This window comes from Streptomyces sp. NPDC050564 (assembly GCF_044457265.1).
Classification (GTDB): domain Bacteria; phylum Actinomycetota; class Actinomycetes; order Streptomycetales; family Streptomycetaceae; genus Streptomyces.
Map to the genome: position 1 here is coordinate 117,494 of NZ_JBITGS010000020.1, position 25,181 is coordinate 142,674.

At 70.5% G+C, this 25,181-nt stretch carries 21 protein-coding genes and 1 tRNA gene; 9 read left to right on the forward strand and 13 right to left on the reverse strand.

Annotated elements, in window-relative coordinates:
• Positions 1-87 precede the first annotated feature (87 nt).
• The 3 genes from ACIBK0_RS29795 to ACIBK0_RS29805 all read left to right on the forward strand — a co-directional run bounded on the left by ACIBK0_RS29795 (position 88) and on the right by ACIBK0_RS29805 (position 3,857).
• Entirely contained in the window at positions 88-1,362 is a 1,275-nt protein-coding gene (locus ACIBK0_RS29795) for an aromatic acid exporter family protein (protein ID WP_399086661.1), read from the forward strand.
• A gap of 92 nt (positions 1,363-1,454) precedes the next feature.
• Positions 1,455-2,510: a hypothetical protein gene (locus ACIBK0_RS29800; protein ID WP_399086663.1), complete on the forward strand. Its 1,056-nt coding sequence runs from the start codon at positions 1,455-1,457 to the stop codon at positions 2,508-2,510.
• Positions 2,511-2,624: 114 nt separating this feature from the next.
• On the forward strand, positions 2,625-3,857 hold the full coding sequence (locus ACIBK0_RS29805; RefSeq protein ID WP_399086666.1) for a lactonase family protein: 1,233 nt from the start codon (positions 2,625-2,627) through the stop codon (positions 3,855-3,857).
• Here the strand turns inward: ACIBK0_RS29805 and ACIBK0_RS29810 are convergent.
• Both ACIBK0_RS29810 and ACIBK0_RS29815 read right to left on the reverse strand, forming a co-directional pair.
• Complete coding sequence (locus tag ACIBK0_RS29810) at positions 3,825-4,550, reverse strand: DUF2470 domain-containing protein (protein WP_399086669.1); 726 nt, start codon at positions 4,548-4,550, stop codon at positions 3,825-3,827. The two genes, ACIBK0_RS29805 and ACIBK0_RS29810, sit on opposite strands and share 33 nt — an antisense overlap.
• A gap of 118 nt (positions 4,551-4,668) precedes the next feature.
• Positions 4,669-5,277 (reverse strand): TetR/AcrR family transcriptional regulator, encoded by a 609-nt coding sequence (locus tag ACIBK0_RS29815; RefSeq protein ID WP_399086672.1) that lies wholly within the window; start codon positions 5,275-5,277, stop codon positions 4,669-4,671.
• A 108-nt stretch (positions 5,278-5,385) separates the two neighbouring features.
• Between ACIBK0_RS29815 and ACIBK0_RS29820 the strand changes: the two genes are divergently transcribed.
• On the forward strand, positions 5,386-6,870 hold the full coding sequence (locus ACIBK0_RS29820; RefSeq protein ID WP_399086675.1) for a cytochrome P450: 1,485 nt from the start codon (positions 5,386-5,388) through the stop codon (positions 6,868-6,870).
• Here ACIBK0_RS29820 and ACIBK0_RS29825 read toward each other — a convergent pair.
• The gene (locus ACIBK0_RS29825; protein WP_399086678.1) at positions 6,832-7,686 is read right to left on the reverse strand and encodes a pentapeptide repeat-containing protein; all 855 of its coding nucleotides are present in this window, start codon (positions 7,684-7,686) and stop codon (positions 6,832-6,834) included. The two genes, ACIBK0_RS29820 and ACIBK0_RS29825, sit on opposite strands and share 39 nt — an antisense overlap.
• 186 nt (positions 7,687-7,872) lie before the next feature.
• Here ACIBK0_RS29825 and ACIBK0_RS29830 point away from each other — a divergent pair.
• Positions 7,873-7,971, forward strand: a tRNA-Asp gene (locus tag ACIBK0_RS29830).
• 264 nt (positions 7,972-8,235) lie between these two features.
• The gene (locus ACIBK0_RS29835) at positions 8,236-9,111 is read left to right on the forward strand and encodes an SDR family oxidoreductase (RefSeq protein ID WP_399086680.1); all 876 of its coding nucleotides are present in this window, start codon (positions 8,236-8,238) and stop codon (positions 9,109-9,111) included.
• Between the two features lie 3 nt (positions 9,112-9,114).
• Here the strand turns inward: ACIBK0_RS29835 and sigJ are convergent, their stop codons facing one another.
• From sigJ to ACIBK0_RS29885, 10 genes are all read right to left on the reverse strand, one after another.
• A complete protein-coding gene (sigJ, locus tag ACIBK0_RS29840; protein WP_399086683.1) occupies positions 9,115-10,005 on the reverse strand; it encodes an RNA polymerase sigma factor SigJ in 891 nt (296 codons plus the stop codon).
• A gap of 51 nt (positions 10,006-10,056) precedes the next feature.
• Positions 10,057-10,890 (reverse strand): enoyl-CoA hydratase/isomerase family protein, encoded by an 834-nt coding sequence (locus tag ACIBK0_RS29845; protein ID WP_399086686.1) that lies wholly within the window; start codon positions 10,888-10,890, stop codon positions 10,057-10,059.
• 59 nt (positions 10,891-10,949) lie between these two features.
• Positions 10,950-12,251, reverse strand: coding sequence for an alpha/beta fold hydrolase (locus tag ACIBK0_RS29850; protein WP_399086689.1), 1,302 nt, complete (start codon positions 12,249-12,251; stop codon positions 10,950-10,952).
• Between the two features lie 170 nt (positions 12,252-12,421).
• On the reverse strand, positions 12,422-13,447 hold the full coding sequence (locus tag ACIBK0_RS29855) for a LacI family DNA-binding transcriptional regulator (RefSeq protein WP_399086692.1): 1,026 nt from the start codon (positions 13,445-13,447) through the stop codon (positions 12,422-12,424).
• Positions 13,448-13,523: 76 nt separating this feature from the next.
• On the reverse strand, positions 13,524-14,942 hold the full coding sequence (locus tag ACIBK0_RS29860; RefSeq protein ID WP_399086696.1) for a BNR repeat-containing protein: 1,419 nt from the start codon (positions 14,940-14,942) through the stop codon (positions 13,524-13,526).
• 16 nt (positions 14,943-14,958) lie between these two features.
• On the reverse strand, positions 14,959-15,279 hold the full coding sequence (locus ACIBK0_RS29865; RefSeq protein ID WP_327433972.1) for an L-rhamnose mutarotase: 321 nt from the start codon (positions 15,277-15,279) through the stop codon (positions 14,959-14,961).
• A 47-nt stretch (positions 15,280-15,326) separates the two neighbouring features.
• Positions 15,327-16,409 carry a rhamnose ABC transporter substrate-binding protein gene (rhaS, locus tag ACIBK0_RS29870; RefSeq protein ID WP_399086700.1) on the reverse strand — a complete coding sequence of 361 codons (1,083 nt, stop codon included), beginning with the start codon at positions 16,407-16,409 and terminating at the stop codon, positions 15,327-15,329.
• A gap of 59 nt (positions 16,410-16,468) precedes the next feature.
• On the reverse strand, positions 16,469-17,461 hold the full coding sequence (locus ACIBK0_RS29875; protein WP_399086703.1) for an ABC transporter permease: 993 nt from the start codon (positions 17,459-17,461) through the stop codon (positions 16,469-16,471).
• Complete coding sequence (locus tag ACIBK0_RS29880; RefSeq protein WP_399086706.1) at positions 17,454-18,494, reverse strand: ABC transporter permease; 1,041 nt, start codon at positions 18,492-18,494, stop codon at positions 17,454-17,456. The genes ACIBK0_RS29875 and ACIBK0_RS29880 overlap by 8 nt, the downstream gene beginning before the upstream one ends.
• Positions 18,495-18,522: 28 nt before the next feature.
• Positions 18,523-20,040, reverse strand: a complete 1,518-nt coding sequence (locus ACIBK0_RS29885; RefSeq protein WP_399086709.1) for a sugar ABC transporter ATP-binding protein — start codon at positions 20,038-20,040, stop codon at positions 18,523-18,525.
• 272 nt (positions 20,041-20,312) lie between these two features.
• Between ACIBK0_RS29885 and rhaI the strand changes: the two genes are divergently transcribed.
• The 3 genes from rhaI (at position 20,313) to ACIBK0_RS29900 (ending at position 25,126) form a co-directional block, all read left to right on the forward strand.
• Entirely contained in the window at positions 20,313-21,473 is a 1,161-nt protein-coding gene (gene rhaI, locus ACIBK0_RS29890) for an L-rhamnose isomerase (protein ID WP_399086712.1), read from the forward strand.
• 162 nt (positions 21,474-21,635) lie between these two features.
• Positions 21,636-23,675, forward strand: coding sequence for a bifunctional aldolase/short-chain dehydrogenase (locus tag ACIBK0_RS29895; protein ID WP_399086715.1), 2,040 nt, complete (start codon positions 21,636-21,638; stop codon positions 23,673-23,675).
• 14 nt (positions 23,676-23,689) lie between these two features.
• Positions 23,690-25,126 (forward strand): rhamnulokinase family protein, encoded by a 1,437-nt coding sequence (locus ACIBK0_RS29900; protein WP_399086852.1) that lies wholly within the window; start codon positions 23,690-23,692, stop codon positions 25,124-25,126.
• Positions 25,127-25,181 lie beyond the last annotated feature (55 nt).

The window sequence follows — 25,181 nt, forward strand, 5'->3', positions numbered from 1 at the left end:
GATAAGGACAATCTAGGGGGGCTTGCGGACAGATACGGTCCTCAATAAATACGTTCGGTACAGCTGTGGAACGGGAAAAGCCCAAGGATGCGAGAGGTACGTGAGGAATGGGCGACATCGGTCGCCCAGCTCGTGAAGCGACACCGCGAGCCGGTGGTCGTCCAGACCATCAGGTCGACGGCCGCCGCGACGATCGCGTACGTCGTCGCTCTGCACCTCAGCCCCGAGCCCGCGCCGCTCACCGCGCCCCTCACCGCGCTGCTGGTGGTGCAGGTGACGCTCTACTCGACGATCACCACCGGCATCCGGCGTGTGAACTCCGTGGTGGCCGGCGTCGTCATCGCCATCGGTTTCAGCATCCTCGTGGGGCTGACCTGGTGGAGCCTGGCCCTGATCATCCTGGCCTCGCTGGTGGTCGGGCATTTCGTACGGGTCGACGAGTTCGTGCCCGAAGTGGCGATCAGCGCCATGCTGGTCCTCGGCGTCACCAGAGTCGGCGACACGGCTTGGGCGCGGGTGGTGGAAACGCTGATCGGGGCCGTCGTGGGGCTCGGCGCCAACCTCGTCTTCCCGCCTCCGGTGTGGGTGAGCGAAGCCGGTCAGTCCATCGAGGATCTGGCGCGCCGGACGCGGCAGTTGATGCTGAGGATCGGTGAGGAGGCCGCGGGCCGCACCCCCTTCCAGCTGGCGGCCGAGCGGCTGCACGAGGCGCGCCGGCTCGACCACGACATCGTCGCGGTGGACGCGGCGCTGCGGCAGGCCGAGGACAGCCTCAAACTCAACCCACGCGTGCGCGAGGGTCTGCTGTACCGGGTCGTGCTGCGCACCGGCCTCGACACGCTGGAGATCTGCACGGTGGTCCTGCGGGTTCTCGCACGCAGCCTCACCGATCTCGCCAAGGAACGTGAACCCCAGCGGCTGTTCGAACCGCAGGCCGGGGCCACCCTGGAGCAGCTGCTGTCCGAGGTCGCAGACGCCATCGTCAGCTTCGCCGTCCTGGTGACCACCGACGTGAGCCAGAGCGCCGCGTCGGCCGAGGCACGGCTCAGCGCGGAACTCACCACGGCGGCCGCCACCCGGGACAAGCTGGCCCAGCTCTTCCTCGAAGACATCCAGCGGGACGCCCGTCAGTGGCAGCTGCACGGCGCCGTCCTGACGGAGGTCAACCGCATCATCGACGAGCTCGACACCGAGCACCGCACCCGCCGGCTCCTGGAGGAGCTGGACCGCGCCACCCGCGAAGAGCGCGAGCGCCGACCGCGTCTCACCCGTGTGCGTCAGTACCTGCGCCAGTACCTGCGCCTCCCGGATCGGCTGCGCCGCGATCGGAACCGCCCTGCCGCTCCTCGTCGTTCTACGTGAGGAAGCGGTACAAGGAAGTAGTCCGAAGGAGTGGTCCGACGTCGGGGCATGGCTGCGGCGTCGAGACAGCGATACGACGAGGGGGCGGGCGGATGACCGAGGGCACCGTACGGATCGACGGAGACACGCTGTGGCTGCCGGGCGGGGTGCAGGTGCGGTTCAAGCGGACCCTGCGGCTGCCCGAGACCGGCACGCACGCGCTGCCTCCGGGACTGGGCGACTTCCCGATCCGGCGCGTCGAGGACTACACGGACACGGTGCCCGCCGAATGGCGGGCACGTGGTGGGGTGATGCTGCCGGTGTATCTGCGCGAGGCCATGTGGCTGAGTTTCGCCGGGACGTCGGAGCCGGCCGCCCTGCAGGTCGGCGTGGGCAAGGTGTGCGCGGTGTCGGGCAAGAAGTGGAGTTCCCGGCTCAGCCGGGACCCGCAGAACTATGTGGTGCTGCCGCGCCAGCCGTGGCTGGACGGCATCAACTCCGGGAAGGGAACCGTCCGCCAGTTCGTGGCGGTGCCCCTGGGGCTGGGTGCCACCGTGGAGGGCCAGGTCACCGGTGAGGAAGTGTGGGGCGGCGTACAGCTGCAGTCCTTCCCGCTCAACGATGGGGAACTGGCCGCGTGGCGTGAGGCGGAGCGCCGCAGGGCGGAGGAGCTGACGCGCATGCCCGTGGGGGGCTACGGCGCCGCGTTCCCCATGGCAGCCGCTCCGCCCGCGCCGGGTGCCGCTCCGGCCCCCGCGGGCGCTCCGAGCGCGCCCCGCCGGAGCGCCCCGGCGATGGGCCTCGGCGTCGGCGGTTCGATGCGCCAGGAGATCTACCGGGACGACCGGCCGCTGCGGGCCTGGGCCAAGGAGCCGGCCGGGCGCGTGTTCGTCCATCTCGTGACGCCCCCGGAGTGGCGCCGTATCACCGGTGAGGCAGCCCCGCCCTCCCCGGTGGACCGCGCGGCCTACACCCGGGCCGGGCTCCCCTGGTTCGACTACTACGACCAGGACGCCACCGACCTGGCCCCGACGGACACGCTGGGCTCGGTGCAGCCGGTCGGCGACTGGCTCGGCGACGACCACGAGCCCTGGCAGCAGCCATCGCCCCACCAGGTGAAGCCGCTCAAAGACGCACCGGGCAAGCCGGTCGAGGACGGTGACTGGTAATCGACGCCCAGTCGTTGCGCCATACGCAACGACTGTTGCCGTTCTTGCACTCTGCGGGTGTCGCAGGCCAAGGTGGCTGTCACAGCTGAGGCAACCGACACCCGAGGTGCAGGCATGAGCAGTGGTGCCGAACCGGCGCGAGGCTCGGGCGGCGGCTGGACCAGGCGCCGCTTCGTCGGGGCACTGGCGGGAGCCGTCGCGGTGACGACGGTGCCGGCACCGGCCACGCCCCGGGCGGACCCCGCGGCCGCGTCCGCGACACCGACAGCGCCCCCGGCACCGACAGCAAGCCCCTCCCCGTCCCTTGCCCACCGCTCCGGACCCCGCCCGCTGTACCTCGGCACGTACACCTCGGTCGACGGCGGCGGCACCGGCATCGGCCGCGCCACCTACGACCCCACGACGGGCCGGATCGCCGCCGCCGGCACGGTCACGGGCGTCGGCGACCCGTCGTATCTCGCGCTGCATCCGGACGGCCGCACGCTGTACGCCGTCAATGAACGGGAGGAGGGCGGGGTGACGGCCGTCCGGCTTCCGAAGAACAAGGTGCTCGGCACCCGTGGAACCGGTGGCGCGGCGCCCTGCCATCTGTCCGTGCATCCGAGCGGGCGCTGGCTGCTGAGCGCGAACTACGGCTCGGGCAGTGTCGCCGTGCACCCCATCGACGCCTCGGGCGCGCTCGGCGAGCGCACCGATCTGGTCACGCACGCCAGTCCGCCGCCCGGCCCCGGCCAGGACGGCCCGCACGCCCACCAGTTCATCACCAGCCCCGACGGCGGCCATGTACTCGCCGTCGACCTGGGCACCGACACCGTCTACACGTACCGCCTCGACCAGTCCAAGGGCACGCTCACCGAGGTCTCCCAGGCGCATACGCGGCCGGGCGCGGGCCCGCGCCATCTCACGTTCCACCCCGGCGGCCGCTACGCCTACCTCGCCAACGAGGTCGACAACACCATGGCGGTCTGCGCCTACGACCCGGCGACCGGGCGCCTCACTCCGGGCGAGGCGCAGTCCACGGGCACCGGTGCGGGCACGAGCTACCCCGCACAGATCCTGGTGACGTCGAACGGGGCGTACGCCTACCTCGCCAACCGCGGCCACAACAGCCTCACGCGCTACGCGGTCGAGGCGGACGGCGCCCGTCTGAGGCTCCTGGACACCGTGCCGGTGAGCGGCGACTTCCCGCGCCACATCGCGTTCTCGCCGGACGGGCGGCTGCTGTTCGCCGCCAACCAGAAGTCGAGCACGGTCAGCGTCTTCCATGTGGACGACAAGAGCGGCGGACTCCGACTCGCGGGCGCGCCGTTCGCCTCACCCGTCGCCGTCTGTGCGCTGCCGCTGTAGGGCGCGGGGGCAGGTGGCAACTGCGGCCTGCGCGAGCAGGACGTGCATGCGCTCCGTGAGCTCGGCGACATCGTCGGCGGGTGCGTGGAAGGGCAGGCGCACGTCGCCGTTGCCACGCGCCCGCTCGATGCGCAGGGTGAGGCCGTGGCGGTCGACGGCGAGGGGCTGGACGCGCACCGCGCCGTGCAGGCTGTCCGGTTCGACGAGGCGGGTGAGCCGCTCGACCGCGTCCGGGTGGGCGTCGGCGAGGTGGGTCAGCAGTGTGGCCTCGGCCGTCGCGAGCGGGTCGGGCCGGGCGTCGGCGAACTCGTCGAGGTCGAGTACGACCGTCCCGGACGGTTGGCGCAGCACCGCGCGCGTCGGCCGGAACGCCAGGTGTCCGTCCTCGGGGGTGAACCAGCCGGCGAGCCACAGCCGGGCGCGGATCCGGTCGCGCAGCGGAACGGGCGCGACATCGGCGAACTCGAGGACGGCGGAGGGCTCGCCGCGCGGCGCGCAGATCGCCACTGTGAGCAGCACGCTGTCCTCCGGCAGATGCAGGAGCACCCGGCCGTCCGCGACGACGGTGTGCGCGCCGACGAACTCCTCCCGGCCGCCGTCCGCGGTCACCGCGCAGGACCATGCCGTGGCGAGTACCGAGCGGGCACGTTCCGCCGCGGCCGGCGCGGCCGTCCAGGTGTGACGGTCACCCATCAGATTCCTCCTTAGGTAAGGCTTGCCTAACCTATCGAAGATCCTGGTGCACGCCAACCACGCCTCGCCACCCTGTGAGTGCCCTGTTCAGCCTGCGTCCCGTCGAACGGGAGCCGGCTCAGGGCGTGATCGCGCCCAGCAGCGCCCGCGCGCACAGATCGCGCACCTGCTCCCGGGTCAGCTCCGCCCCTCTGAGCCACTCCAGGCACACGGCCGTGGTGAAGGCCAGCCATCCCCGGACGGCGATCCGGAGTTCGGGGCGGTCCTCCGGCGCCCAGCCGAGCTCGGGGTCCGCGGCGAGCGCCTCGAGTATCTGCCGCTCCTGGGCGGCCAGGGCCTGCCGATAGACCTTGCGCACGGCCTGGTCGCCCGCCGCGTCGGCGCGATGGAAGGCGCGGAAGCCGTGCGCGTGCTCCTCGACGTATCCGAGGAAGGTGTCGAGGCCCGCGCCGAGCTGCTCACGGACCGGAATTCCGGGCACGGCCGCGGTCATCCGCAGCATCCTCCTGCTCTCGCGCTCGACGACGGCCGCGAAGAAGTCCCGTTTCGTCGGAAAGTAGTGATAGAGCAGCCCGCGCGAGACTCCGGCGATCTCGGCGACCTGCTCGATCCACACGTCGTCGTACGGGCTCTCCGAGAACAGGCAGGCCCCGACCGACAGCAACTGCTCCCGGCGCTCCTCGGTGCTGAGCCGCCGACGCGGGCGCTCCCCCTGTTTCCCGGCCATGCCCGCACTCTACTTGACGTGGGTTCAACAACGGGACGAGACTGAAAAGCGTTATTGAACCCGCGTACAACAGATTCGACCTGCCCCAGGCACGAAGGAGATGGCGTCATGGCGGAGACGACAGTGGCCGCACTGCCCAAGGGCTTCCGCAGCGCGGAGCTGGGCTGGCCGGAGCTGCACCGCATTCCGCATCCACCGCGTCGTGTCCCGCTGATCGGCGATGTGCTCGGCGTCAATGTCCGTTCGCCGGTCCAGGACTCGATGCGCTTCGGCCGCGCGCTCGGGCCGATCTTCCGGCGCAAGGTCTTCGGCAAGGAGATCGTCTTCGCCTGGGGCGCGGATCTCGCGGCCGAGCTGGCGGACGAGGCGCGGTTCGCGAAGCATGTGGGTCTGGGGGTCGCCAATCTCCGGCCGGTGGCCGGGGACGGCCTGTTCACGGCGTACAACCACGAGCCCAACTGGCAGTTGGCGCACGACGTCCTGGCCCCCGGCTTCAGCCGTGAGGCCATGGAGGGCTACCACCCGATGATGCTGGACGTGACCGAGCGGCTGACGGACCGCTGGGACCGGGAGCAGGCGGCGGGACGCAGCGTGGACGTGGCCGGCGACATGACGAAGCTGACGCTGGAGACGATCGCCCGGACCGGCTTCGGCCATGACTTCGGTTCCTTCGAGCGCTCCCAGCCGCATCCCTTCGTGAACGCGATGGTGGGCACCCTGACGTACGCGCAGCGCCTCAATGCCGTGCCCGCGCCGCTCGCTCCGCTGCTCATGCGCGGCGCCGCCCGCCGCAACGAGTCGGACATGGCGTATCTCAATCGCACGGTCGACGCGGTGGTGCGGTCCCGCCAATCCTCAAGCGGGGACGGGGACTTGCTCGACCGGATGCTGGAGACCGCCCACCCGGACACCGGGGAACGACTGGCGCCGGAGAACATCCGCCGCCAGGTCATCACCTTCCTGATCGCCGGCCACGAGACGACGTCCGGGGCGCTCTCCTTCGCCCTGCACTACCTCTCCCGGCACCCGCACGTCGCCGAGCGCGCCCGGGACGAGGTCGAGCGCGTCTGGGGCGACACGGACCGGCCCGGCTACGACCAGGTCGCCAAGCTGCGCTATGTCCGCCGGGTCCTCGACGAGTCGCTGCGGCTGTGGCCGACCGCTCCGGGCTTCGCTCGCGAGGCCCGGCAGGACACCGTGCTGGGCGGCGTCCACCCCATGCGCCAGGGCGCCTGGGCGCTGGTCCTGGCGGCGATGCTGCACCGGGATCCGCAGGTGTGGGGCGCCGATGCCGAGGAGTTCGACCCGGACCGCTTCGACGCGAAGGCGGTGCGGGCCCGGCCCGCGCACACCTTCAAGCCGTTCGGTACCGGGGCGCGGGCCTGCATCGGGCGCCAGTTCGCGCTGCACGAGGCGACGCTGGTCCTCGGGCTGCTGCTGCGCCGCTATGAGCTGCGGGCCGACCCGGACTACCGGCTGCGGGTGACCGAGCGGCTGACGCTGATGCCGGAGGGGCTGCGCCTGCACCTCGAACGCCGCGCGCCGGCCCCGGACTCAGTGCGGCCCCGCCCAGTGGCCCGGACGGGTGACTGACTCCGGCAGCCTGGTGCCGGCGCTCCCCCGGGCCGCGTTCAGCTGGGGCTGGGTCAGGAAGAAGGCACCGGTCAGATCGGCGTCCGTGAGGTCGGTGTCGCGCAGGTCGGCGCCGATCAGGTCCGCGCCGCGCAGATCGGCGCCGGTCAGATCGGCGGCGATGAGGTAGGCGCCGCGCAGGTCGGCGCCGCGCAGGTCGGCGCCCTTGAGACGGGCACCCATGAGGTCGGCGCCGCGACGGTCCTTGGGTCGGCCCTTCTTTCCGCGGCCGGCTCCCGCGCGCACGAGTTCACTGGTCCGCAGCAGCAGCACATTGACCTCCTGCCGGTGCGCGGCCACGTCCAACTCCGCGAGCTCTTCGGGGGTTTGGCGGGTGAGCCGCTCCGTCGTGTCGAGGGCGCGGCGGACATCGGCGTGCACCGGGCGGGCGGCGGGAAGCGTCAGCGCCTCGTTCAGGTACCAGAGCAGTTCATGGAGCTGGCGTACGACCGCAAACACGTCGAACATCTGCCGGGCGTGCTCCCGCGAGCCCGAGCGCCAGTCCGCACCTCCGAAGGTGACCTGGGAGACCTTCTGTCCGGCGCCGAAGCAGTCGTACACCGTGCAGCCCGTGAAGCCCTTCTGCCGCAGCCGCGTGTGGATGCCGCACCGGAAGTCGGTCTCCAGGTTCGGGCAGGGCTTCCCGGCGTCCTTGTCGATGGCGAAGTCCGCCGAGCGTGCGAAGGGCAGAGCGACGCAGCACAGCCCGAAGCACGATCCGCAGTCGGCCCGCAGATCGAGGAGCCGACCCTGGACTGTTCCGCTGTCTTCTTGCATGACCCCAGCGTACTGAGCCGGTAGGGGCGGCCTGAACTGGGCCGACGCATTGGTCCCTACCATTGTCCGGGGTGATCCTTGCCCTCTCCGGCATCCGCTGGAAGGAGCGATCCAGAGGATGGCACGGCGGGACGGCTGTGCACCGAGCGGGGCGTCACCACCTCGGCAAAAATCGGATGCCCCGCAGGGCTGCCGCCGCTACGGTGAACCCTGTTCAGGTGCGCAGGTTGCGGCTACTTCTCCTGTCAAGAGAGCAACGCGGGTTCGAATCCCGCCGCCGGCCCAGGCCGGTGTCGTCCAGTGGCCCAGGACGCTTACGTTGCCGCCGCCGATCCCGATCTCTGAACACCCGGTCGCGAGCCGCTCACCACGGGGGATCCAGGTGGGCGGCTTCGTCCGTCTTACCGCCCGGCTCACCCCGCCGCACCCGAGCACGCCGTGCGGCCCGACCGGCGGCCACTGGAGCCGCCGGCACTGGACGATGCCTTGTGCCGTTGACTCCCGCGCTGCCTCTGGAGGTTTGGAGGCACACCGGGTATCGAGGCCGCCATGGACGACACAACGCTCCCCGGACTCCCCGTCCCTCCGCCGCTGGGCGCGAGCGCGCTCCCGGCCGGGACGTACGACGGCTCGCTCGTGCTGATCACCGGCGGCGGCACCGGACTCGGCAAGGCGATCTCGGCGGAGTTCGCCCGGCTGGGGGCCGATCTGGTGATCGTCAGTCGTCGCCAGGAGCATCTCGCCTCCGCACAGGAGGAGTTGGCCAAGCTCGGCACGCGGGTGACCACTGCCGTGTGCGACGTGCGCGACCCGGAGCGGATCGCCGAGGTGTTCGACGGGTGCGCACTGCCCGACGTACTGGTCAACAACGCGGCCGCGAACTTCCCCGTCCCCGCCGAGGACATGTCCCCGAACGCCTGGCGGGCGGTCGTCGACATCACGCTCACCGGGACGTTCCTGATGACCCGCGAGTTCGGCCGACGGCATCTCGCCGCGGGCACGCCCGCTTCGATCATCGACGTCGGTGCGTCGTACGCCTGGACGGGCGGCCCCGGCTTCGCGCACAGCGCGGCGGCCAAGGCGGGGGTGGAGAACCTCGTCCGGACGCTGGCCGTGGAGTGGGGGCCGTACGGCATCCAGGTCAATGGACTGGTGCCCGGGCTGGTACCGCACGAGAACATGACCGACGACATCCGCGGCCACCTGGACCGGGCCGACGCACACGACGCGCGCCAGCCCGCCCTCCGGGTCGGCGCGCCGCGTGAACTCGGCTGGGCCGCCACGTTCCTGGCGTCCCCCTACGCCCGATTCATCACCGGCCACACCCTGGTGGTGGACGGTGCGAACTGGCAGCGCAGGGGGGTCGTCAGCCCGCCGGTTCTACCGGTGCGGGACCAGCTCGCGCGAGGGCCCTTCACCGGCTGAGGGTCAGTCGCCCAGCTCCCCGAGGTCGAGCCGCGCGAGCCGCTCCGGGTCGGCCAGGATGTGCAGGGCGACGATCTTCCCGTCGGCGACGGTGACACCCATGACCGACATCGGCCGTCCGTCGATGGTGGCGACGACGCCCACCTCGCCGTTGACCAGCACGAGCCGCGAGGACGCCGCGAACCGCGCGAAGGTGAGCGCCTGTCGAGCGACGGCCGCCGCGCCACGGACCACCTTGGAGGCGGCCGCTCCGCCCACGAGCGGGCCGGAGTCGGCGCGCAGCACGACGTCGGGGTCGAGGACGGAGACGAGGGCCTCGAAGTCCCCGCCGCGCGAGGCCGCGAGGAAGGCGTCGAGGACCTGCTTCTGCCGGGTGACGTCGCGCTCGGGCTCCGGAGCGGCTCCCTGCACCCGGCGGCGGGCCCGGCTGGCGAGCTGGCGGGTCGCGGCGGAGGAACGGCCGACGACGGGCGCGATGTCGTGGAAGGGCACCGCGAACATGTCGTGCAGTACGAACGCGAGCCGCTCGGCGGGCTCCAGAGTCTCCAGGACCACGAGGAGGGCGAGCCCGACCGAATCGGCCAGCAGCACCTCCTGCTCGGGGTCGGTCCGCGCCAGGGGACTGACGACCGGGTCCGGGACGAAGGCGTCCATGGGCTCCTCGCGGCGTGACGTGCGCGAGCGCAGCATGTCCAGGCACACCCGGCCGACCACGGTGGTCAGCCAGCCCCCGAGGTTCCTGACCTCGTCGGCGTCGGTGCGGCTGAGCTTCAGCCAGGCCTCCTGGACGGCGTCGTCCGCCTCGCTGAGCGAACCGAGCATCCGGTAGGCCACCGCTCTCAACTGGCCGCGGTGCGTTTCGAACCGGTCCGCGAGGAGTTCACTGTCGTGCATCGGTCCCCCATCCTCCGTCGTGCAGAACAGTGACCGATCAAAACATGCCGGTCACTTCCCCTGGAAGCGAGGCATGCGGCGGGCGCCTTTCGCCCCGTATCCCTCGCGCGAGTCGTCCGAGGTCAGGGTGAGCGCCGCCGACATGGCCGTGCGGTCCAGGGCCGCGGCGAGCCCGGCATCCGCGTAGGCGTCGATGTCGTGTTTGATGCCCTGCACGGCGAGGGGCGCGTTGGCCGCGATCTCCGCGGCGACCGCACGGGCCGATTTGTCCAACTCATCGGATGCGACCAGGAGTTGCACGAGACGAAGGCGCTCGGCCGTGACGGCGTCCAACCGGCGCCCCGTCAGCGCGAGCAGCTTCGCCCACCCCGCACCCGCCTCGCGCGCGATCCGCAGATCACCGCCGGCATCGACCGCGACCCCCAACTGGGCCTCCGGCAGCGCGAACACCGCGTCGTCGGCCGCGATCCGGACGTCCGCCATCAGCGCGAGCTCGAACCCGAAGCCGAGGCAGTAGCCCCGCACGGCCGCCACGACCGGCTGCGGCAACCGCGCGAAGGCCGCGAACCGTTCGTGCGCCCACCGGATGCCCTGGTAGTAGTTGCGGGCGCGCTCCGCACCGGAGCGGCCGGTGATCGCGCCGCCCGGCGCCGTGACGTCGATCCCCGCACAGAAGGCCCGTCCCTCGGCCCGCAGCAGGACCACCCGGATCGACTCGTCGAAGCGGATCCGGTCGGCGATCAGGCCGAGTTGACGCGTGGACTCCCAGCTCCACGCGTTGAGTTTGGCCGGGCGGCAGAGGGTGAGGACACCGATGCCGTCCTCGACGTCGAGGCGCAACCGCTCCTCACCCTCCGGTATGTCCGTCCCCGTGGTGTCGATCATCCGCACACCCCTCCAGAATCCTGACGGCCCGTCAGGATTCTAGTGGGGGCTCGGAGATCTCAGACCTCGTCGCGCGTCAACGCCAGCAACCGGTCCAGTACACGCGGCCCCCCGGCCCGTACACCGTCGTGCTCGAACTCGTCCGTCACCCAGGTTCGCAGCCCCCGGATGGCGCGCGCGGTGCGCAGGGAGTGCTCGGCGTCGACGTACATGTCGTCGTGGTAGACCGCCGCGGCGACCGGCACCTCGTTGGCGGCGAGGCGGGCGGGGTCGTACAGCGGCCGCCAGTCGGACCGGGCGGCCAGTTCCTCGGCTGTCTCGCGCAGGGGGCGCAGCGCCGGGTCGGTCTCGAACGTCCAGGGGTGCACGGACTCGCCGGTGAACAGCAGCGGTCCGTCGTCCGTGAGGGCCTTGGCCGCGTCGAACTGCGGGAACTCGGCGCGCACCCGTTCGGCGGACCAGGCGGTGGGACGGTCGCCCTGGGCATAGCAGGCCTCGTGGACGAGCGCGTACAGGGGGTGGCCCGCGTACGAGAGGAGGCCCTGGACGTCCTCCTGGAAGGCATCGGAGAGGGCCGGACCCTGCGGGGTGCGGACGAAGGCCTCCTCCAGGAGGTAGTGCAGCCGGTGGCTGCCCTCGCTGCCGCCGAGGACGATGCCGAGCGACTGGAAGGCCTCGACGGTCAGGCGATAGCCGCTATTGAGGACCGGCTCGTGCTGCAGGAGGTACTCCGCGATCTGGCGGGCCCGCTCGACGTCCTGCGGATAGCGCGCGTAGTGCGCGGCGACCTTGCGCTCGATGCGGGGATACGCCGCCCGGTAGACGTCGTCGGCGTGCCCGTCGAGCGCGGGCAGGCCGCCGGTGATGACGGCGGCGCGCAGCCCCTGCGGCGCGGTGGACAGGTAGTGCACCGCACAGAAGCCGCCGAAGCTCTGGCCGAGTACGGTCCAGGGGTCGCCGCCGGTGAGCCGGGGCCGGATGGCCTCGCAGTCGCGGACGATGGAGTCGGCGCGGAAGTGCGCGAGGTAGTCGGCCTGTTCGCGCGGGCCGCCGCGCAGCGGAAGGGTCTGCCGGTTGGCGGGCGTGGAGTGGCCGGTGCCGCGCTGGTCGAGGAGCAGCACCCGGAACTCCGTCAGCGCGCGGCCGAGCCAGGCCTGCTTGCCGACGAAGCGGTTGGCGCCGAAGCCGGGGCCGCCTTGGAGGTAGACCAGCCAGGGGAGGTCCTGCTGTGCCTTGTCGCTCGCGACGACTTCGCGGGCGAAGAGCTCGATGCTCTCCCCCGCCGGGTCGTCGTGGTCGAGGGGCACGGTGAAGCGGTGGTCGGTGAGGACGACACCGGGCTGGTGGTAGCTGACGGTCAACAGGGCTCCCGAGACGAACGGATTCCAGGCTGCGTCCCAGTTGAGCACATGTTCCGCAGGCTGCGGCGCCCGGGATCAAGAAAATCTACTGAACAACGGCTCAGCCCGCCCCGTCGGCAGGAACTGAACAGCCGCTCAGCCCGCCCTGTCGAGAGGAACCGAACAGCCGCTCAGCGCGCCGACAGACTGGAGCGGCGCACCACCAGTTCCGGCTGGAGCACGACCCGCTGGTGTTCGTGCGGAGCGGGCGTGGTCTCCGTCCCGATCTCCTCCAGGAGCAGTTCGGCGGCGAGGGCGCCCATGGTCACGGCGGGCTGACGCACGGAGGTGAGCGGGACGGCCGCGGCGGCCGCGAACTCGATGTCGTCGTAGCCGACGATCGCGAGGTCGTCGGGTACGACGACCCCCGCCGCGTACATGGCCTGCAGGACGCCGAGCGCGAGCAGGTCGTTGGCACAGAAGACGGCGGTCGGGCGCTCGGCAAGACCCAGGAGCCGGGCCCCGGCGTCGCGCCCCGCGGCCACGTCGAGACGCTCGGTGGGCAGCTCGCGCAGGCTGTCCGGGCCGAGCCCCGCCTCGGCCAGGGCGTTCAGGGCGCCCGTGCGGCGGTCCCTGACCTGGTTCAGCCCGGGTGGCCCGCTGACGTAGGCGATGGAACGGTGACCGGCGTCCACGAGGTGCCGTACGGCCAGCGCGCCGCCCGCCACGTCGTCGACCGAGACCGAACACTCGGTGGTGCCCTCGGCTACCCGGTCGACCAGCACGAAGGGAATGCCGTTGCGGCGGAACGCCTCGATGTTGCGCCCGCTCGCGTCGGTGGGCGTCAGCAGCACCCCGCGCACTCGCTGCTCGGCGAAGAGCGACAGATAGTCGGCCTCCTCGCTCGAACTCTGTGCGCTGTTGCAGACCATCACACCGAGCCCGGCGTCCCGCGCGGCGCGCTCGGCGCCACGCGCCACGTCCACGAAGAACGGGTTGCCCATGTCGAGGACGAGCAGGCCCATGATCCGGCTGCGCCCCGCCCGCAGCTGACGCGCCGACTCGCTGCGCACATAGCCGAGCCGGTCGATCGCGGACAGCACGCGGGCCCGGGTCTCGGAGGCGACTGTGTCGGGGCGGTTGATCACGTTCGACACCGTGCCGACGGAGACTCCGGCGGCACGGGCGACGTCCTTGATACCCACCGACTGGGCCATCAGGCGGGAACCTCCAGGGGAACGAGAAGCGGCGGGCAGGCCATCACATTACCCGCGCCAGGGGCGAAGCCTATGGTCATGCGGGCAGCCGGAAGTCGACGACATGGAGCGGCGAGGGCGTCGTACCGCTGGACTTCTCCTGGTACATGAACGAGAGAATTCCATCCTGCGAGACCCGGGTCTCATCGATCACGACCTCGCCGAAGGCGTTCAGAGCGCTGCCGTCGTACAGCAGCGTCCAGTCGGTGTACCCGGCGGACTTCGAGGCGCCGGCGATCCGGCCGAACGGCATGATCGCGTAGGCGTTGTCGTACGTGTCGAGGACCAGCTTGGTGCGCTGGCTGGAGTTCAGGGCGACCGGGATCTCCGTCTTGGTCCAGGTGCCCGAGGAGTTCTTGCGGACGTGGAAGGCGCGGCCGTTGGTCGTCCGGTCGGTGACGTAGTTGGTGGTGCACTGGCCGAAGCGGCCGGGCACGTAGCTGATGATCGCGTGCGGCAGGCCGGCGGAGTCGGTGGTCTGGCTCTCCTGGTTCATGAGGGAGTGGTCGGGGTTGAGGGAGTCGACGACGAGTCCCGCGTCGGTGACGGCGACCGTGTCCGAGCTTCCGGTGGTGCCGACCAGGCTGCCCGCGTCGTTGCGCCAGGTGCGGCCCCGGTCGGTGGAGTAGACGTAGCCCGTGTCGTGATTGGTGATGCCGCCGCTGTTGCACATCACGGCGCCATTCTGCTCACGCCAGGTGAAGAAGGAGTGCAGTCGGCCGTTGATGTCGTAGTCGATGCCGTGCAGATACATGTTGCGGGCGGTGCTGGAGCCGTGCGAGCTGGTGTACGTCCCGGTGGAGCTGGACCACTCGCCGAGCGCGGTCCAGGACGAACCGTCGTACTCCGCCAGGGCGTTGCGGCCGTTTCCGGAGATGCCGACGCGATAGCTGAGCTGGAGCCTGCCTTCCGGGGTCGAGACGAACTGCGGGTAGGTGAACTGCGTCGTGAGCGAGAGCCCGTCGAGGGTGGTCTGTACGGCGCCGAAGACCGCCGACGTCCACGCCGGGGCGTTGTCGAGCAGCCCGGCCACCGACTTCACGTAGAAGAAGCCGTCGCTGTGCGAGTCCATGTTGAGGTGCAGGCGGCCGTCGGTCCTCGATACGCCCATGGAGATCACGTTGTGCGAGTCGGAGCTCTTGAGCTGGTGGGCGAGGGTGACCGTGGACCAGTTGGACGCGCCGAGCGCACGGCGGGCGACGACGGCGCTGCGGTCCGTGGTGTACCAGGCCGCGTACTGGTAGCCCTTGTAGGTCAACAGCCCGTTCTTCTGGAACGAGTTGTTGTTGACCAGGCCGTCGTAGGACACGAAGAACAGGGCCTGGGCGTCGAGTTGAGTGGTGCCGGTCAATATGACGGACGGGCCGGGGCCGGCCGCCCGCGCCGTACCGGCTCCCAGACCGGGGCCGGCCACCGCGCCCAGCAGTGCCGTCGTGAGCAGTGTGCGTCGTCTCATCGTGCGGAACTCCTGGTCAGGCGAGGTGGAAGACTTCGGTGAGGGGCTTCATGGCCTCGTCGGGTCTGGCGCCGTCCAGTGACTCGAAGAACGGCGCCATCTCCGCCTGCCAACGGGCATTGATGTCGGTTGCCTCCATGCCGGCCTGTGCGGCCGCGAAGTCCTCGGTCTCCAAGTAGCCGACCAGCAGGCCGTCCTCGCGCAGGAACAGCGAGTAGTTGTGCCAGCCGGTGGCCGAGAGCGCTTGCAGCATCTCGGGCCACACGGCGGCGTGCCGCTCGCGGTACTCGTCGAGGCGATCCGCACGGACCTTCAGCAGAAAGCACACCCGCTGCATCAAAGACCCTCCGGGGTCTGGAAGTCGAACTGCCAGTGGTCTAACCGTCAGAAGTTGAACTGGTCGATGTTCTTCGCGTTGAAGACGGTCGGCTTGCCCAGGTTGATCACGCCGTCCTTGCCGATGGTGAAGGAGCCCATGTCACCGGCCTTGAAGGTCTCGCCCTCCTTGCCGGTGATCTGCCCGGAGGACAGCGCCACGGCGGTACGCGCGGCCAGCTCACCGAGCTTCGCCGGGTCCCAGAGCTCGAAGCCCTCGACGGTGCCGTTCTTGACGTACTTGCGCATGTCGTTGGGGGTGCCGAGGCCGGTCAGCTTGACCTTGCCCTTGTACTTCGAGCCGGACAGATACTGGGCGGCCGCCTTGATGCCGACGGTGGTCGGAGAGATGATCCCCTTGAGGTTCGGGTGCTCCTGGAGCAGGCCCTGGGTCTGCTGGAAGGACTGCTGGGCGTCGTCGTTGCCGTACGCGACCTTGACCAGCTTGATGTTCTTGTACTTGGGGTCCTTCAGCTCGTCCTTCATGAAGTCGATCCAGGTGTTCTGGTTCGTCGCGGTCTGCGCGGCGGACAGGATCGCGATCTCACCCTTGTAGCCGATCTGTTCGGCGAGCAGCTGCACCTCGGTGCGGCCCAGGTCTTCGGCGCTGGCCTGCGAGACGAAGGCGTTGCGGCAGTCGGTCTTGGTGTCGGAGTCGTAGGTGACGACCTTGATCTTGTTGGTCATGGCCTGCTTGAGCGCGGTGCACAGGGCACCCGGGTCCTGTGCGGAGACCGCCATCGCGTCGACCTGCTGCTGGGTGAGCGTGTTGACGTAGCTCACCTGGCCGGAGGTGTCGGTGGCACTGCTCGGGCCGACCTCCTTGTACTTGGACCCCAGCTCCGTCAGGGCCTTCTCGCCGCCCTTGTCGGCGGAGGTGAAGTACGGGTTGTTGACCTGCTTGGGCAGGAAGCCGACGGTCAGGCCCTTCTTGGTGGCGGCGTTGGGGTCGGCCTTGCCGGCGGCGGCGTTGGACCCGCCCGAGTCCTTGACGTCGTTCTTGGTGGTGCCGCCGCATGCGGTGACGGCCAGGGCGAGCGAGGTGACGGCGGCGAGCGCCGCGCAGGTACGGCGGATCGATGACTTGCGCATGGCGGAACGTCCTTTACGAGGGTGAGCGGAGGAAGTTGCGGGGCGGGCAAGGGTGGGAGTCACGACGCCGGAGTCGAGGCGGCTCTGCGGCCCGCCCTCGCTACGGAGATCTGCCGCGCGACCCGGGGGCCGAGCACGGAGACGACGAGCAGCACGCCGGTGACGACGATCTGCGACTGCGCGGAGACGTTCAGCAGGCTCATCACGTTCTGCAGCGCGCCGAGCAGGAACACTCCCGCGATCGCGCCGCCGAGCGTGCCCTTGCCGCCGTCGAAGTCGATGCCGCCGAGCAGCACGGCCGCGACGACGGAGAGTTCGAGGCCGGTGGCGTTGTCGTAGCGGGCGCTGGCGTAGTGCAGCGCCCAGAACACGCCGGTCAGGGAGGCCATGAAGCCGGTGGCGACGAACAGGAACAGCTTCTGCCGCTTGACGCGGATGCCGGCGAATCGCGCGGCTTCCTCGTTCGCGCCGATCGCGAAGGCCGAGCGCCCGAACGGGGTGGCGTGCAGGACGACCACCGCGATGGCGAGCAGTACCAGGAAGGGCAGGAAGGCCTGCGGGAGGAAGGTGTTCCCGATGCGTCCGGCCGCGAAGTCCTGGTACTGGGTGGGGAAGTCGGTCACCGCGTCCGAGCCGAGCACGATCTGCGCGATGCCCCGGTAGGCGGCGAGCGTGCCGATGGTGACGGCGAGGGACGGCAGCCCCAGCCGGGTCACGAGCAGGCCGTTGACCAGCCCGCACACCACGCCCAGGAGCAGGCACAGCGGAATGATCGTCTCGATCGACATGCCCTGGTTCCACAGGGCGCCCATCACCGAACCGGACAGTCCGGCGGTGGACGCGACCGAGAGGTCGATCTCGCCGGCCACCACGAGCAGCGTCATCGGCAGGGCGATCAGCGCGATCGGCAGCGTGTTGCCGATCAGGAACGAGAGGTTGAGCGCGTTGCCGAAGCCGTCCACGAAGCCGAAGGAGAACAGCAGCAGGACGATGAGGAGGGCGCCGACGACCGTGTCCCAGCGGACGGCGCGCGCGAGGGGCGAGTCAGCCATGGCGGGCGTTCCTCTTCTTCAGTGCGGAGGCCACGCGCAGCGCGACGACCCGGTCGACCGCGATGGCGAGGATGAGCAGGATGCCGTTGATGGCGAGCACCCAGACGGAGCTGACGCCGAGGGCGGGCAGCACGCTGTTGATGGAGGTGAGCAGCAGCGCGCCGAGCGCGGCGCCGTAGACGCTGCCGGAGCCGCCGGTGAAGACGACACCGCCGACCACGACCGCACTGACGACGGTCAGTTCATAGCCGTTGCCGGTGCCGGAGTCGACGTTGCCGAAACGGGCGAGATACATGGCGCCCGCGAGCCCGGCGAGGCCCCCGCAGACCACGTACGCGGTGAGGATCCGCTTGCGGACGGGGATGCCGGCGAGCCGCGCGGCCTCCGGGTTGGAGCCGAGCGCGTACAGCTCGCGGCCGCTGCCGAAGTGCTTGAGGTAGTACGCGGTGACCAGCAGCACCGCCAGCGCGATCAGCGCGAGGTACGGGACGGCCGAGATGCCGCCGGAGCCGAAGTCGACGAAGCTGCCCGGGAGGTCGGCCGCGGTGATCTGCCGGGAGCCGACCCAGATGGAGTCGATGCCGCGGATGATGTAGAGCGTGCCGAGGGTGACGACGAGCGCGGGTACCTGACCGAGGCTGACGAGGAGCCCGTTCACCAGTCCGCAGCCGATGCCGAGCAGCACCGCGAGGAAGATGGCGACGACGGGGTTTCCGCCGCCCTGCAGATAGGTGCCGGCGGCGAAGGCGCTGATGCCGAGCGTCGAGCCGACCGACAGATCGACGTTCCGGGTGATCACGACCAGCGACTGACCGGTGGCGACCAGCACCAGGATGGTCGCGTTCAGCAGCAGGTCCTTGATGCCCTGTTCGGACAGGAACTGGCTGTTGCCCATCTGGGTGATGGCGATCATCACCAGGAAGACGACGAGGATGGCGAGTTCGCGCATCTTGAAGACGCGGTCCACCAGCCGGGTGCCGCTCGACTTGGGCACCTCGGCGGCGGGGGCGGGGTTGGGTGCGGTCACCGTCATGCGGCGGCCCTCTCAATGATCGTGGTGGTCATGCGGCGGACCTCCCGGTGGCTGCGGCCATCACGGTTTCCTCGGTCGCTTCGGAGCGTGGGATCTCGGCGGTGAGCCGCCCCTCGTGCATGACGAGCACGCGGTCCGCCATGCCGAGGATCTCGGGCAGATCGGAGGAGATCATCAGGACGGCCACCCCGTCGGCGGCCAGCTCGCTGAGCAGCCGGTGCACCTCGGCCTTCGTACCGACGTCGATACCGCGGGTCGGCTCGTCGACGATGAGTACCTTGGGGCCGGTGGCGAGCCACTTGGCGAGGACGACCTTCTGCTGGTTGCCGCCGGAGAGCGTGGAGACGGTGTCGGCGATCCGGGCGTACTTCACCTGGAGCTTGACCGCCCAGTCGAGGGAGCGGCTGCGTTCGGCGCCGCGGTCCATCAGGCCTGCCTTGACCGTCGTACGCAGCCCGGTCAGGCCGATGTTGCGCTCGATGGACATGTCCATCACGAGGCCCTGGGCGCGCCGGTCCTCCGGGACGAGGGCGAGACCCGCGGCCATGGCCGTCGAGGGCGCGCCGTTGGTCAGCGTCCTGCCGTCGACCTCGACCTCACCGGCGTCCCAGCGGTCGACGCCGAAGAGGGCCCGGGCGACCTCCGTGCGACCGGCGCCCACCAGCCCGGCGAGACCGACGATCTCGCCGCGCCGGACGTCGAAGGAGACGTCCGTGAAGACGCCCTCGCGGGTCAGGCGGCGCACGCTCAGGGCGACCGAGCCCGCCTCGACCTCCTGCTTGGGGTAGAGCTCGTCGAGGTCGCGGCCGACCATCCGGCGTACGAGGTCGTCCTCGGTCATGCCGTCCAGCGGTTCGCTGGCGATCCAGGCACCGTCGCGCAGCGTCGTGACCCGCTGGCAGATCCGGAAGATCTCCTCCAGGCGGTGCGAGATGAACAGCACCGCCGAGCCCTGCTCGCGCAGGGTGCGGACGACGCCGAAGAGGCGGGCCACCTCGCTGCCGGTGAGGGCGGCGGTCGGCTCGTCCATGATCAGGACGCGGGCGTCGAAGGAGAGCGCCTTGGCGATCTCGACGATCTGCTGGTCGGCGATGGACAGGCCGCGCGCCGGACGGTCGGGGTCGAGTTCGACTCCGAGGCGCTTCATGAGGGCGGCGGTCGCGGCGTGGGTGGCCTTGTGGTCGATGCGGCCGAGGGCCCGCCGGGGCTGGCGGCCCATGAAGATGTTCTCGGCGATCGACAGGTCGGGGAAGAGCGTGGGCTCCTGGTAGATCACCGCGATGCCCGCGTCGCGGGCGTCGGCGGGACCGTGGAAGACGGTGGGTTCGCCATCCAGCAGCACCTGACCGGCGTCCGGTCGGTGCACGCCGGCGAGCGTCTTGATGAGGGTCGACTTGCCCGCGCCGTTCTCTCCGGCGAGTGCGTGCACTTCGCCGGGAAACAGTTCCAGGGACACGTCCCGCAAGGCACGTACGGCGCCGAAGGACTTCGAGATGTCCTTGAGCGCCAGCACGGGGGCCGGACCCGTATCGGACGGGTGGGTCATGGGAGCTCCTCAACGACGCGGGCTGAAGGCCTCACGACGTCGTGAAAGGTTTCAACTAGGTTGCCGGGACGTTAGGCATGCAGCCCAGGTCACGTCAATGGGTTCGGGTCGAAATTTTCTATAGCCAAAGGTCACAACCGAGTCACGGAGAGCGGTCTTTGCCTGAGGGCTTGACAGTCCTACGGGCGGCTCATAGCTTCGGCCTGCTGAATCGTTTCAGACTGAACTCTTCAAGAAGTCCTTTTCAGAACCGAAGTCGTAGGAGCCCCGAAGTGACCGAGCTCGCCGCGGTGAAGACCGCGCTCAAGACCCAGGCCGTCGAGACGCCGTCATGGGCGTACGGGAATTCGGGGACCCGATTCAAGGTGTTCGCTCAGCCTGGAGTGCCGCGCACGCCTCAGGAGAAGCTCGACGACGCCGCGCAGGTGAACGCGTACACGGGTGCCGCGCCGACCGTCGCGCTGCACATCCCCTGGGACAAGGTCGACGACTACGCGGCGCTCGCGAAGCACGCGCAGGAGCGCGGCCTGAAGCTGGGCACGATCAACTCCAACACCTTCCAGGACGACGACTACAAGCTGGGCTCCATCTGCCATCCGGACGCGACGGTGCGCCGCAAGGCTCTTGATCACCTGTTCGAGTGCGTCGACATCATGGACGCGACAGGATCCAAGGACCTGAAGCTGTGGTTCGCGGACGGCACGAACTATCCCGGCCAGGACGACATCCGTGAGCGCCAGGACCGGCTCGCCGAGGGGCTGGCGCTCGTGTACGAGCGGCTCGGTGACGACCAGCGGATGCTCCTGGAGTACAAGTTCTTCGAGCCCGCCTTCTACACGACGGACGTCCCCGACTGGGGCACGGCGTACGCGCACTGCCTCAAGCTCGGCCCCAAGGCCCAGGTCGTCGTCGACACCGGGCACCACGCCCCCGGCACCAACATCGAGTTCATCGTCGCCACGCTGCTGCGCGAGCGGAAGCTCGGGGGCTTCGACTTCAACTCCCGCTTCTACGCCGACGACGACCTGATGGTCGGCGCCGCCGACCCCTTCCAGCTGTTCCGGATCATGTACGAGGTGATCCGGGGCGGCGGCTTCACGCCGGGCGTGGCGTTCATGCTCGACCAGTGCCACAACATCGAGGCGAAGATCCCGGCGATCATTCGTTCGGTCATGAACGTCCAGGAGGCCACGGCCAAGGCTCTCCTCGTCGATCGCGCCGCGCTCGCCGAGGCCCAGCGGAGCGGGGATGTGCTGGCCGCGAACGCCGTGGTCATGGATGCCTACAACACGGACGTGCGGCCGTTGCTGGCGGAGGTGCGCTCCGAGCTCGGGCTGGACACCGATCCGGTCGCCGCGTACCACCGGTCCGGCTACGCGGACAAGATCGCCTCCGAGCGGGTGGGTGGGCAGCAGGCGGGTTGGGGGGCGTGACCGCCGGGTCTCGTCTGCCCGATGCGGCCGGTCGCAGGCTGCGGGCCTAGTGGGCCGGCCGCGCCCACGCGGCGGAGCCGCACAGGTCACGGCCCCGCGCCCCTGAGGGGCGCTCCCATGAGCCCCCCTTACACGTACACACTCTTCTAAAGGACCAGGACCATGACACCCCATCCCGAAGCCGCCGCCCTCCTCGCCCGGTCGCACCGGCTCGGCGCCGATCCCCGCAACACCAACTACGCGGGCGGCAACGCCTCCGCGAAGGGCACCGACACCGATCCCGTGACCGGCGGTGATGTCGAGCTGATGTGGGTCAAGGGGTCGGGCGGCGACCTCGGCACGCTCACCGAGTCGGGACTGGCCGTGCTGCGGCTGGACCGGCTGCTGGCGCTGAGGGAGGTCTACCCGGGCGTCGAGCGCGAGGACGAGATGGTCGCCGCGTTCGACTACTGCCTGCACGGCAAGGGCGGCGCGGCGCCGTCCATCGACACGGCGATGCACGCACTGGTGGACGCGCCGCACGTCGACCATCTCCACCCCGACTCCGGGATCGCGCTCGCCTGCGCGGCCGACGGGGAGAAGCTGACCGCCGAGTGCTTCGGGGACAGCGTGGTGTGGGTGCCCTGGCGCCGGCCCGGTTTCCAGCTCGGTCTGGACATCGCGGCGGTCAAGGAGGCCAACCCGCAGGCCATCGGCTGTGTCCTCGGCGGGCACGGCATCACCGCGTGGGGTGCCACGGCCGAGGAGTGCGAGCGCAACTCGCTGCACATCATCCGCACCGCCGAGACCTTCCTGGCCGAGCGCGGGAAGGCGGAGCCGTTCGGGCCGGTCGTCGAGGGGTACGAAGCACTGTCCGAGACGGACCGCCGGGAGCGGGCCGCGGCGCTGGCGCCGTACATCCGGGCCATCGCCTCCCAGGACCGCCCGCAGGTCGGACACTTCACCGACTCCGATGTCGTCCTGGACTTCCTCGCCCGCGCCGAGCACCCGCGTCTCGCGGCGCTCGGCACCTCTTGCCCGGACCACTTCCTGCGGACGAAGGTCAGGCCGCTCGTGCTGGACCTGGCGCCGACCACCGGCCTGGACGAGGCGATCACCCGGCTGAAGGAGCTGCACGCCGCGTACCGCGAGGAGTACGCCGCCTACTACCAGCGCCATGCCCTGCCCGACTCCCCCGCGATGCGCGGCGCGGACCCGGCGATCGTGCTCGTGCCGGGTATCGGCATGTTCTCCTTCGGCAAGGACAAGCAGACCGCACGCGTGGCGGGCGAGTTCTACGTCAACGCGATCAACGTGATGCGCGGTGCCGAGGCCGTCTCGACGTACGCGCCGATCGAGGAGTCGGAGAAGTTCCGCATCGAGTACTGGGCTCTCGAGGAGGCCAAGCTCCAGCGGATGCCGAGGCCCAAGCCGCTCGCAACGCGGGTGGCGCTGGTGACGGGCGCGGGCAGCGGCATCGGCAAGGCGATCGCCGAGCGGCTGGTGGCCGAGGGTGCGTGCGTGGTGGTCGCGGACCTCAACGCGGAGAACGCGGCCGACGTCGCCTCGGCGCTGGGCGGTCCCGACAAGGCCGTGGCCGTCACCGTCGATGTGACGTCCGAAGAGCAGATCGCCGAGGCGTTCAAGGCGGCGGTACTCGCCTTCGGCGGAGTCGACCTGGTGGTCAACAACGCCGGCATTTCCATCTCCAAGCCCCTGCTGGAGACCTCGGTCCGCGACTGGGACCTCCAGCACGACATCATGGCCCGCGGTTCCTTCCTCGTCTCGCGCGAGGCGGCCCGGGTGATGATCGCCCAGGAGCTGGGCGGCGACGTCGTCTACATCGCGTCCAAGAACGCGGTCTTCGCCGGCCCGAACAACATCGCCTACTCCGCCACCAAGGCCGACCAGGCCCACCAAGTGCGCCTGCTCGCCGCCGAGTTGGGTGAGCACGGGATCCGGGTCAACGGCGTCAACCCCGACGGGGTGGTCCGCGGCTCGGGGATCTTCGCGGGCGGCTGGGGAGCGCAGCGGGCGGCGACGTACGGCATCGAGGAGGAGAAGCTGGGCGAGTTCTACGCCCAGCGGACGATCCTGAAGCGTGAGGTACTGCCGGAGCACGTCGCGAACGCGGTGTTCGCCCTGACGGGCGGGAACTTGACGCACACCACGGGGCTGCACGTCCCGGTCGACGCCGGCGTCGCCGCCGCGTTCCTTCGGTGACGCGGGTGACCGCTGTGAAGTCGTACGCCGCGGTCGACCTCGGCGCGTCCAGCGGACGCGTCATGGTCGGCCGTGTCGGTCCCGACACCCTGGAACTCACCGAGGCACTCCGCTTCCCGAACCGGCCGGTCCGGATCCCCGAGGGACTGCGCTGGGACATTCTTTCCCTGTACGCCGGTGTCCTCGACGGTCTGCGGGCGGCCGGGCAGGTCGACTCGGTAGGCATCGACAGCTGGGCCGTGGACTACGGCCTGCTGGACGCGGACCGGGCGCTGCTCGGCAACCCGGTGCACTACCGCGACGCGCGGACGGAGGGTGTCGCCGAGAAGGTGTGGGCGACCGTGCCCGCCGCCGAACTGTACGCGGCGACCGGACTCCAGTACGCGCCCTTCAACACGCTGTACCAGCTGACGGCGGCACGGTCGACGCCGCAACTCGCCTCCGCCGAACGCCTGTTGCTCGTCCCCGATCTGCTGACGTACTGGCTCACGGGCGAGGAGGGCACCGAGCTCACCAACGCCTCGACCACCCAGTTGATCGACCCGCGTACAGGCAACTGGTCGTACGACATCGCCGAGCGGCTCGGCATCGACCTGAAGCTCTTCGCGCCGCTGCGCCGCCCCGGCGACCCGGCGGGGCTGCTCAGGCCGCATGTACTGGCGGAGACCGGGCTGTCCGGCCCGGTCCCGGTGACCACGGTCGGTTCGCACGACACCGCCTCGGCGGTGGCAGCCGTGCCCGCCACCGGGGAGCGGTTCGCGTACATCTGCACCGGCACCTGGTCCTTGGCGGGCCTGGAGCTGGACGCGCCGGTGCTCACCGAGGCGAGCCGGGCGGCCAACTTCACCAATGAGCTGGGCCTCGACGGCACCGTCCGCTATCTGCGCAACATCATGGGGCTGTGGCTGCTCCAGGAGTGCGTACGCGCATGGGGGGATCCCGACCTGGGGGATCTGCTGTCGGCCGCCGCCGAGGTGACGCCGCTGCGGTCCGTCGTGGACGCCGGCGACGCAGGGTTCCTGGCGCCGGGCCGGATGCCCGCCCGGATCGCCGACGCCTGCCGGGAGTCGGGGCAGCCGGTGCCCGAGTCGCCCGCCGAGGTGACGCGCTGCATTCTCGACTCCCTCGCGCTCGCCCATCGCCGCGCGATCGGGTCGGCCCAGTCCCTCGCCGACCACCCGGTCGACGTCGTGCACATAGTCGGCGGCGGCGCCCGCAACGCCCTGCTGTGCCAGCTCACCGCCGACGCCTGCGGCCTGCCGGTCGTGGCGGGCCCCGCGGAGGCGGCCGCGCTCGGCAACGTCCTCGTCCAGGCCCGGGCGCACGGCCTGGTGGGCGACCGTACGTCGATGCGGCGACTCCTCGCTCATACTCAGCCGTTGAAGCGATACGAGCCCCGAGGTGACACGGCGGCGTGGCGCGCCGCCGGGGACCGGCTCGCCCCTCCGTGAGCGGGGAGCCCTGGTGGCGCGCGACCGACTCACCCGTCCGTGAGCGGGGACTCCC

Excerpts from the sequence above, each read along its gene's own strand:
- ACIBK0_RS29795 (WP_399086661.1), top strand. The coding sequence starts at position 88 with ATGCGAGAGGTACGTGAGGAATGGGCGACATCGGTCGCCCAGCTCGTG.
- ACIBK0_RS29800 (WP_399086663.1), top strand. The coding sequence starts at position 1,455 with ATGACCGAGGGCACCGTACGGATCGACGGAGACACGCTGTGGCTGCCG.
- ACIBK0_RS29805 (WP_399086666.1), top strand. The coding sequence starts at position 2,625 with ATGAGCAGTGGTGCCGAACCGGCGCGAGGCTCGGGCGGCGGCTGGACC.
- ACIBK0_RS29810 (WP_399086669.1), bottom strand. The coding sequence starts at position 4,550 with ATGGGTGACCGTCACACCTGGACGGCCGCGCCGGCCGCGGCGGAACGT.
- ACIBK0_RS29815 (WP_399086672.1), bottom strand. The coding sequence starts at position 5,277 with ATGGCCGGGAAACAGGGGGAGCGCCCGCGTCGGCGGCTCAGCACCGAG.
- ACIBK0_RS29820 (WP_399086675.1), top strand. The coding sequence starts at position 5,386 with ATGGCGGAGACGACAGTGGCCGCACTGCCCAAGGGCTTCCGCAGCGCG.
- ACIBK0_RS29825 (WP_399086678.1), bottom strand. The coding sequence starts at position 7,686 with ATGCAAGAAGACAGCGGAACAGTCCAGGGTCGGCTCCTCGATCTGCGG.
- ACIBK0_RS29835 (WP_399086680.1), top strand. The coding sequence starts at position 8,236 with ATGGACGACACAACGCTCCCCGGACTCCCCGTCCCTCCGCCGCTGGGC.
- sigJ (WP_399086683.1), bottom strand. The coding sequence starts at position 10,005 with ATGCACGACAGTGAACTCCTCGCGGACCGGTTCGAAACGCACCGCGGC.
- ACIBK0_RS29845 (WP_399086686.1), bottom strand. The coding sequence starts at position 10,890 with ATGATCGACACCACGGGGACGGACATACCGGAGGGTGAGGAGCGGTTG.
- ACIBK0_RS29855 (WP_399086692.1), bottom strand. The coding sequence starts at position 13,447 with ATGGCCCAGTCGGTGGGTATCAAGGACGTCGCCCGTGCCGCCGGAGTC.
- ACIBK0_RS29860 (WP_399086696.1), bottom strand. The coding sequence starts at position 14,942 with ATGAGACGACGCACACTGCTCACGACGGCACTGCTGGGCGCGGTGGCC.
- ACIBK0_RS29865 (WP_327433972.1), bottom strand. The coding sequence starts at position 15,279 with ATGCAGCGGGTGTGCTTTCTGCTGAAGGTCCGTGCGGATCGCCTCGAC.
- rhaS (WP_399086700.1), bottom strand. The coding sequence starts at position 16,409 with ATGCGCAAGTCATCGATCCGCCGTACCTGCGCGGCGCTCGCCGCCGTC.
- ACIBK0_RS29875 (WP_399086703.1), bottom strand. The coding sequence starts at position 17,461 with ATGGCTGACTCGCCCCTCGCGCGCGCCGTCCGCTGGGACACGGTCGTC.
- ACIBK0_RS29880 (WP_399086706.1), bottom strand. The coding sequence starts at position 18,494 with ATGACGGTGACCGCACCCAACCCCGCCCCCGCCGCCGAGGTGCCCAAG.
- ACIBK0_RS29885 (WP_399086709.1), bottom strand. The coding sequence starts at position 20,040 with ATGACCCACCCGTCCGATACGGGTCCGGCCCCCGTGCTGGCGCTCAAG.
- ACIBK0_RS29895 (WP_399086715.1), top strand. The coding sequence starts at position 21,636 with ATGACACCCCATCCCGAAGCCGCCGCCCTCCTCGCCCGGTCGCACCGG.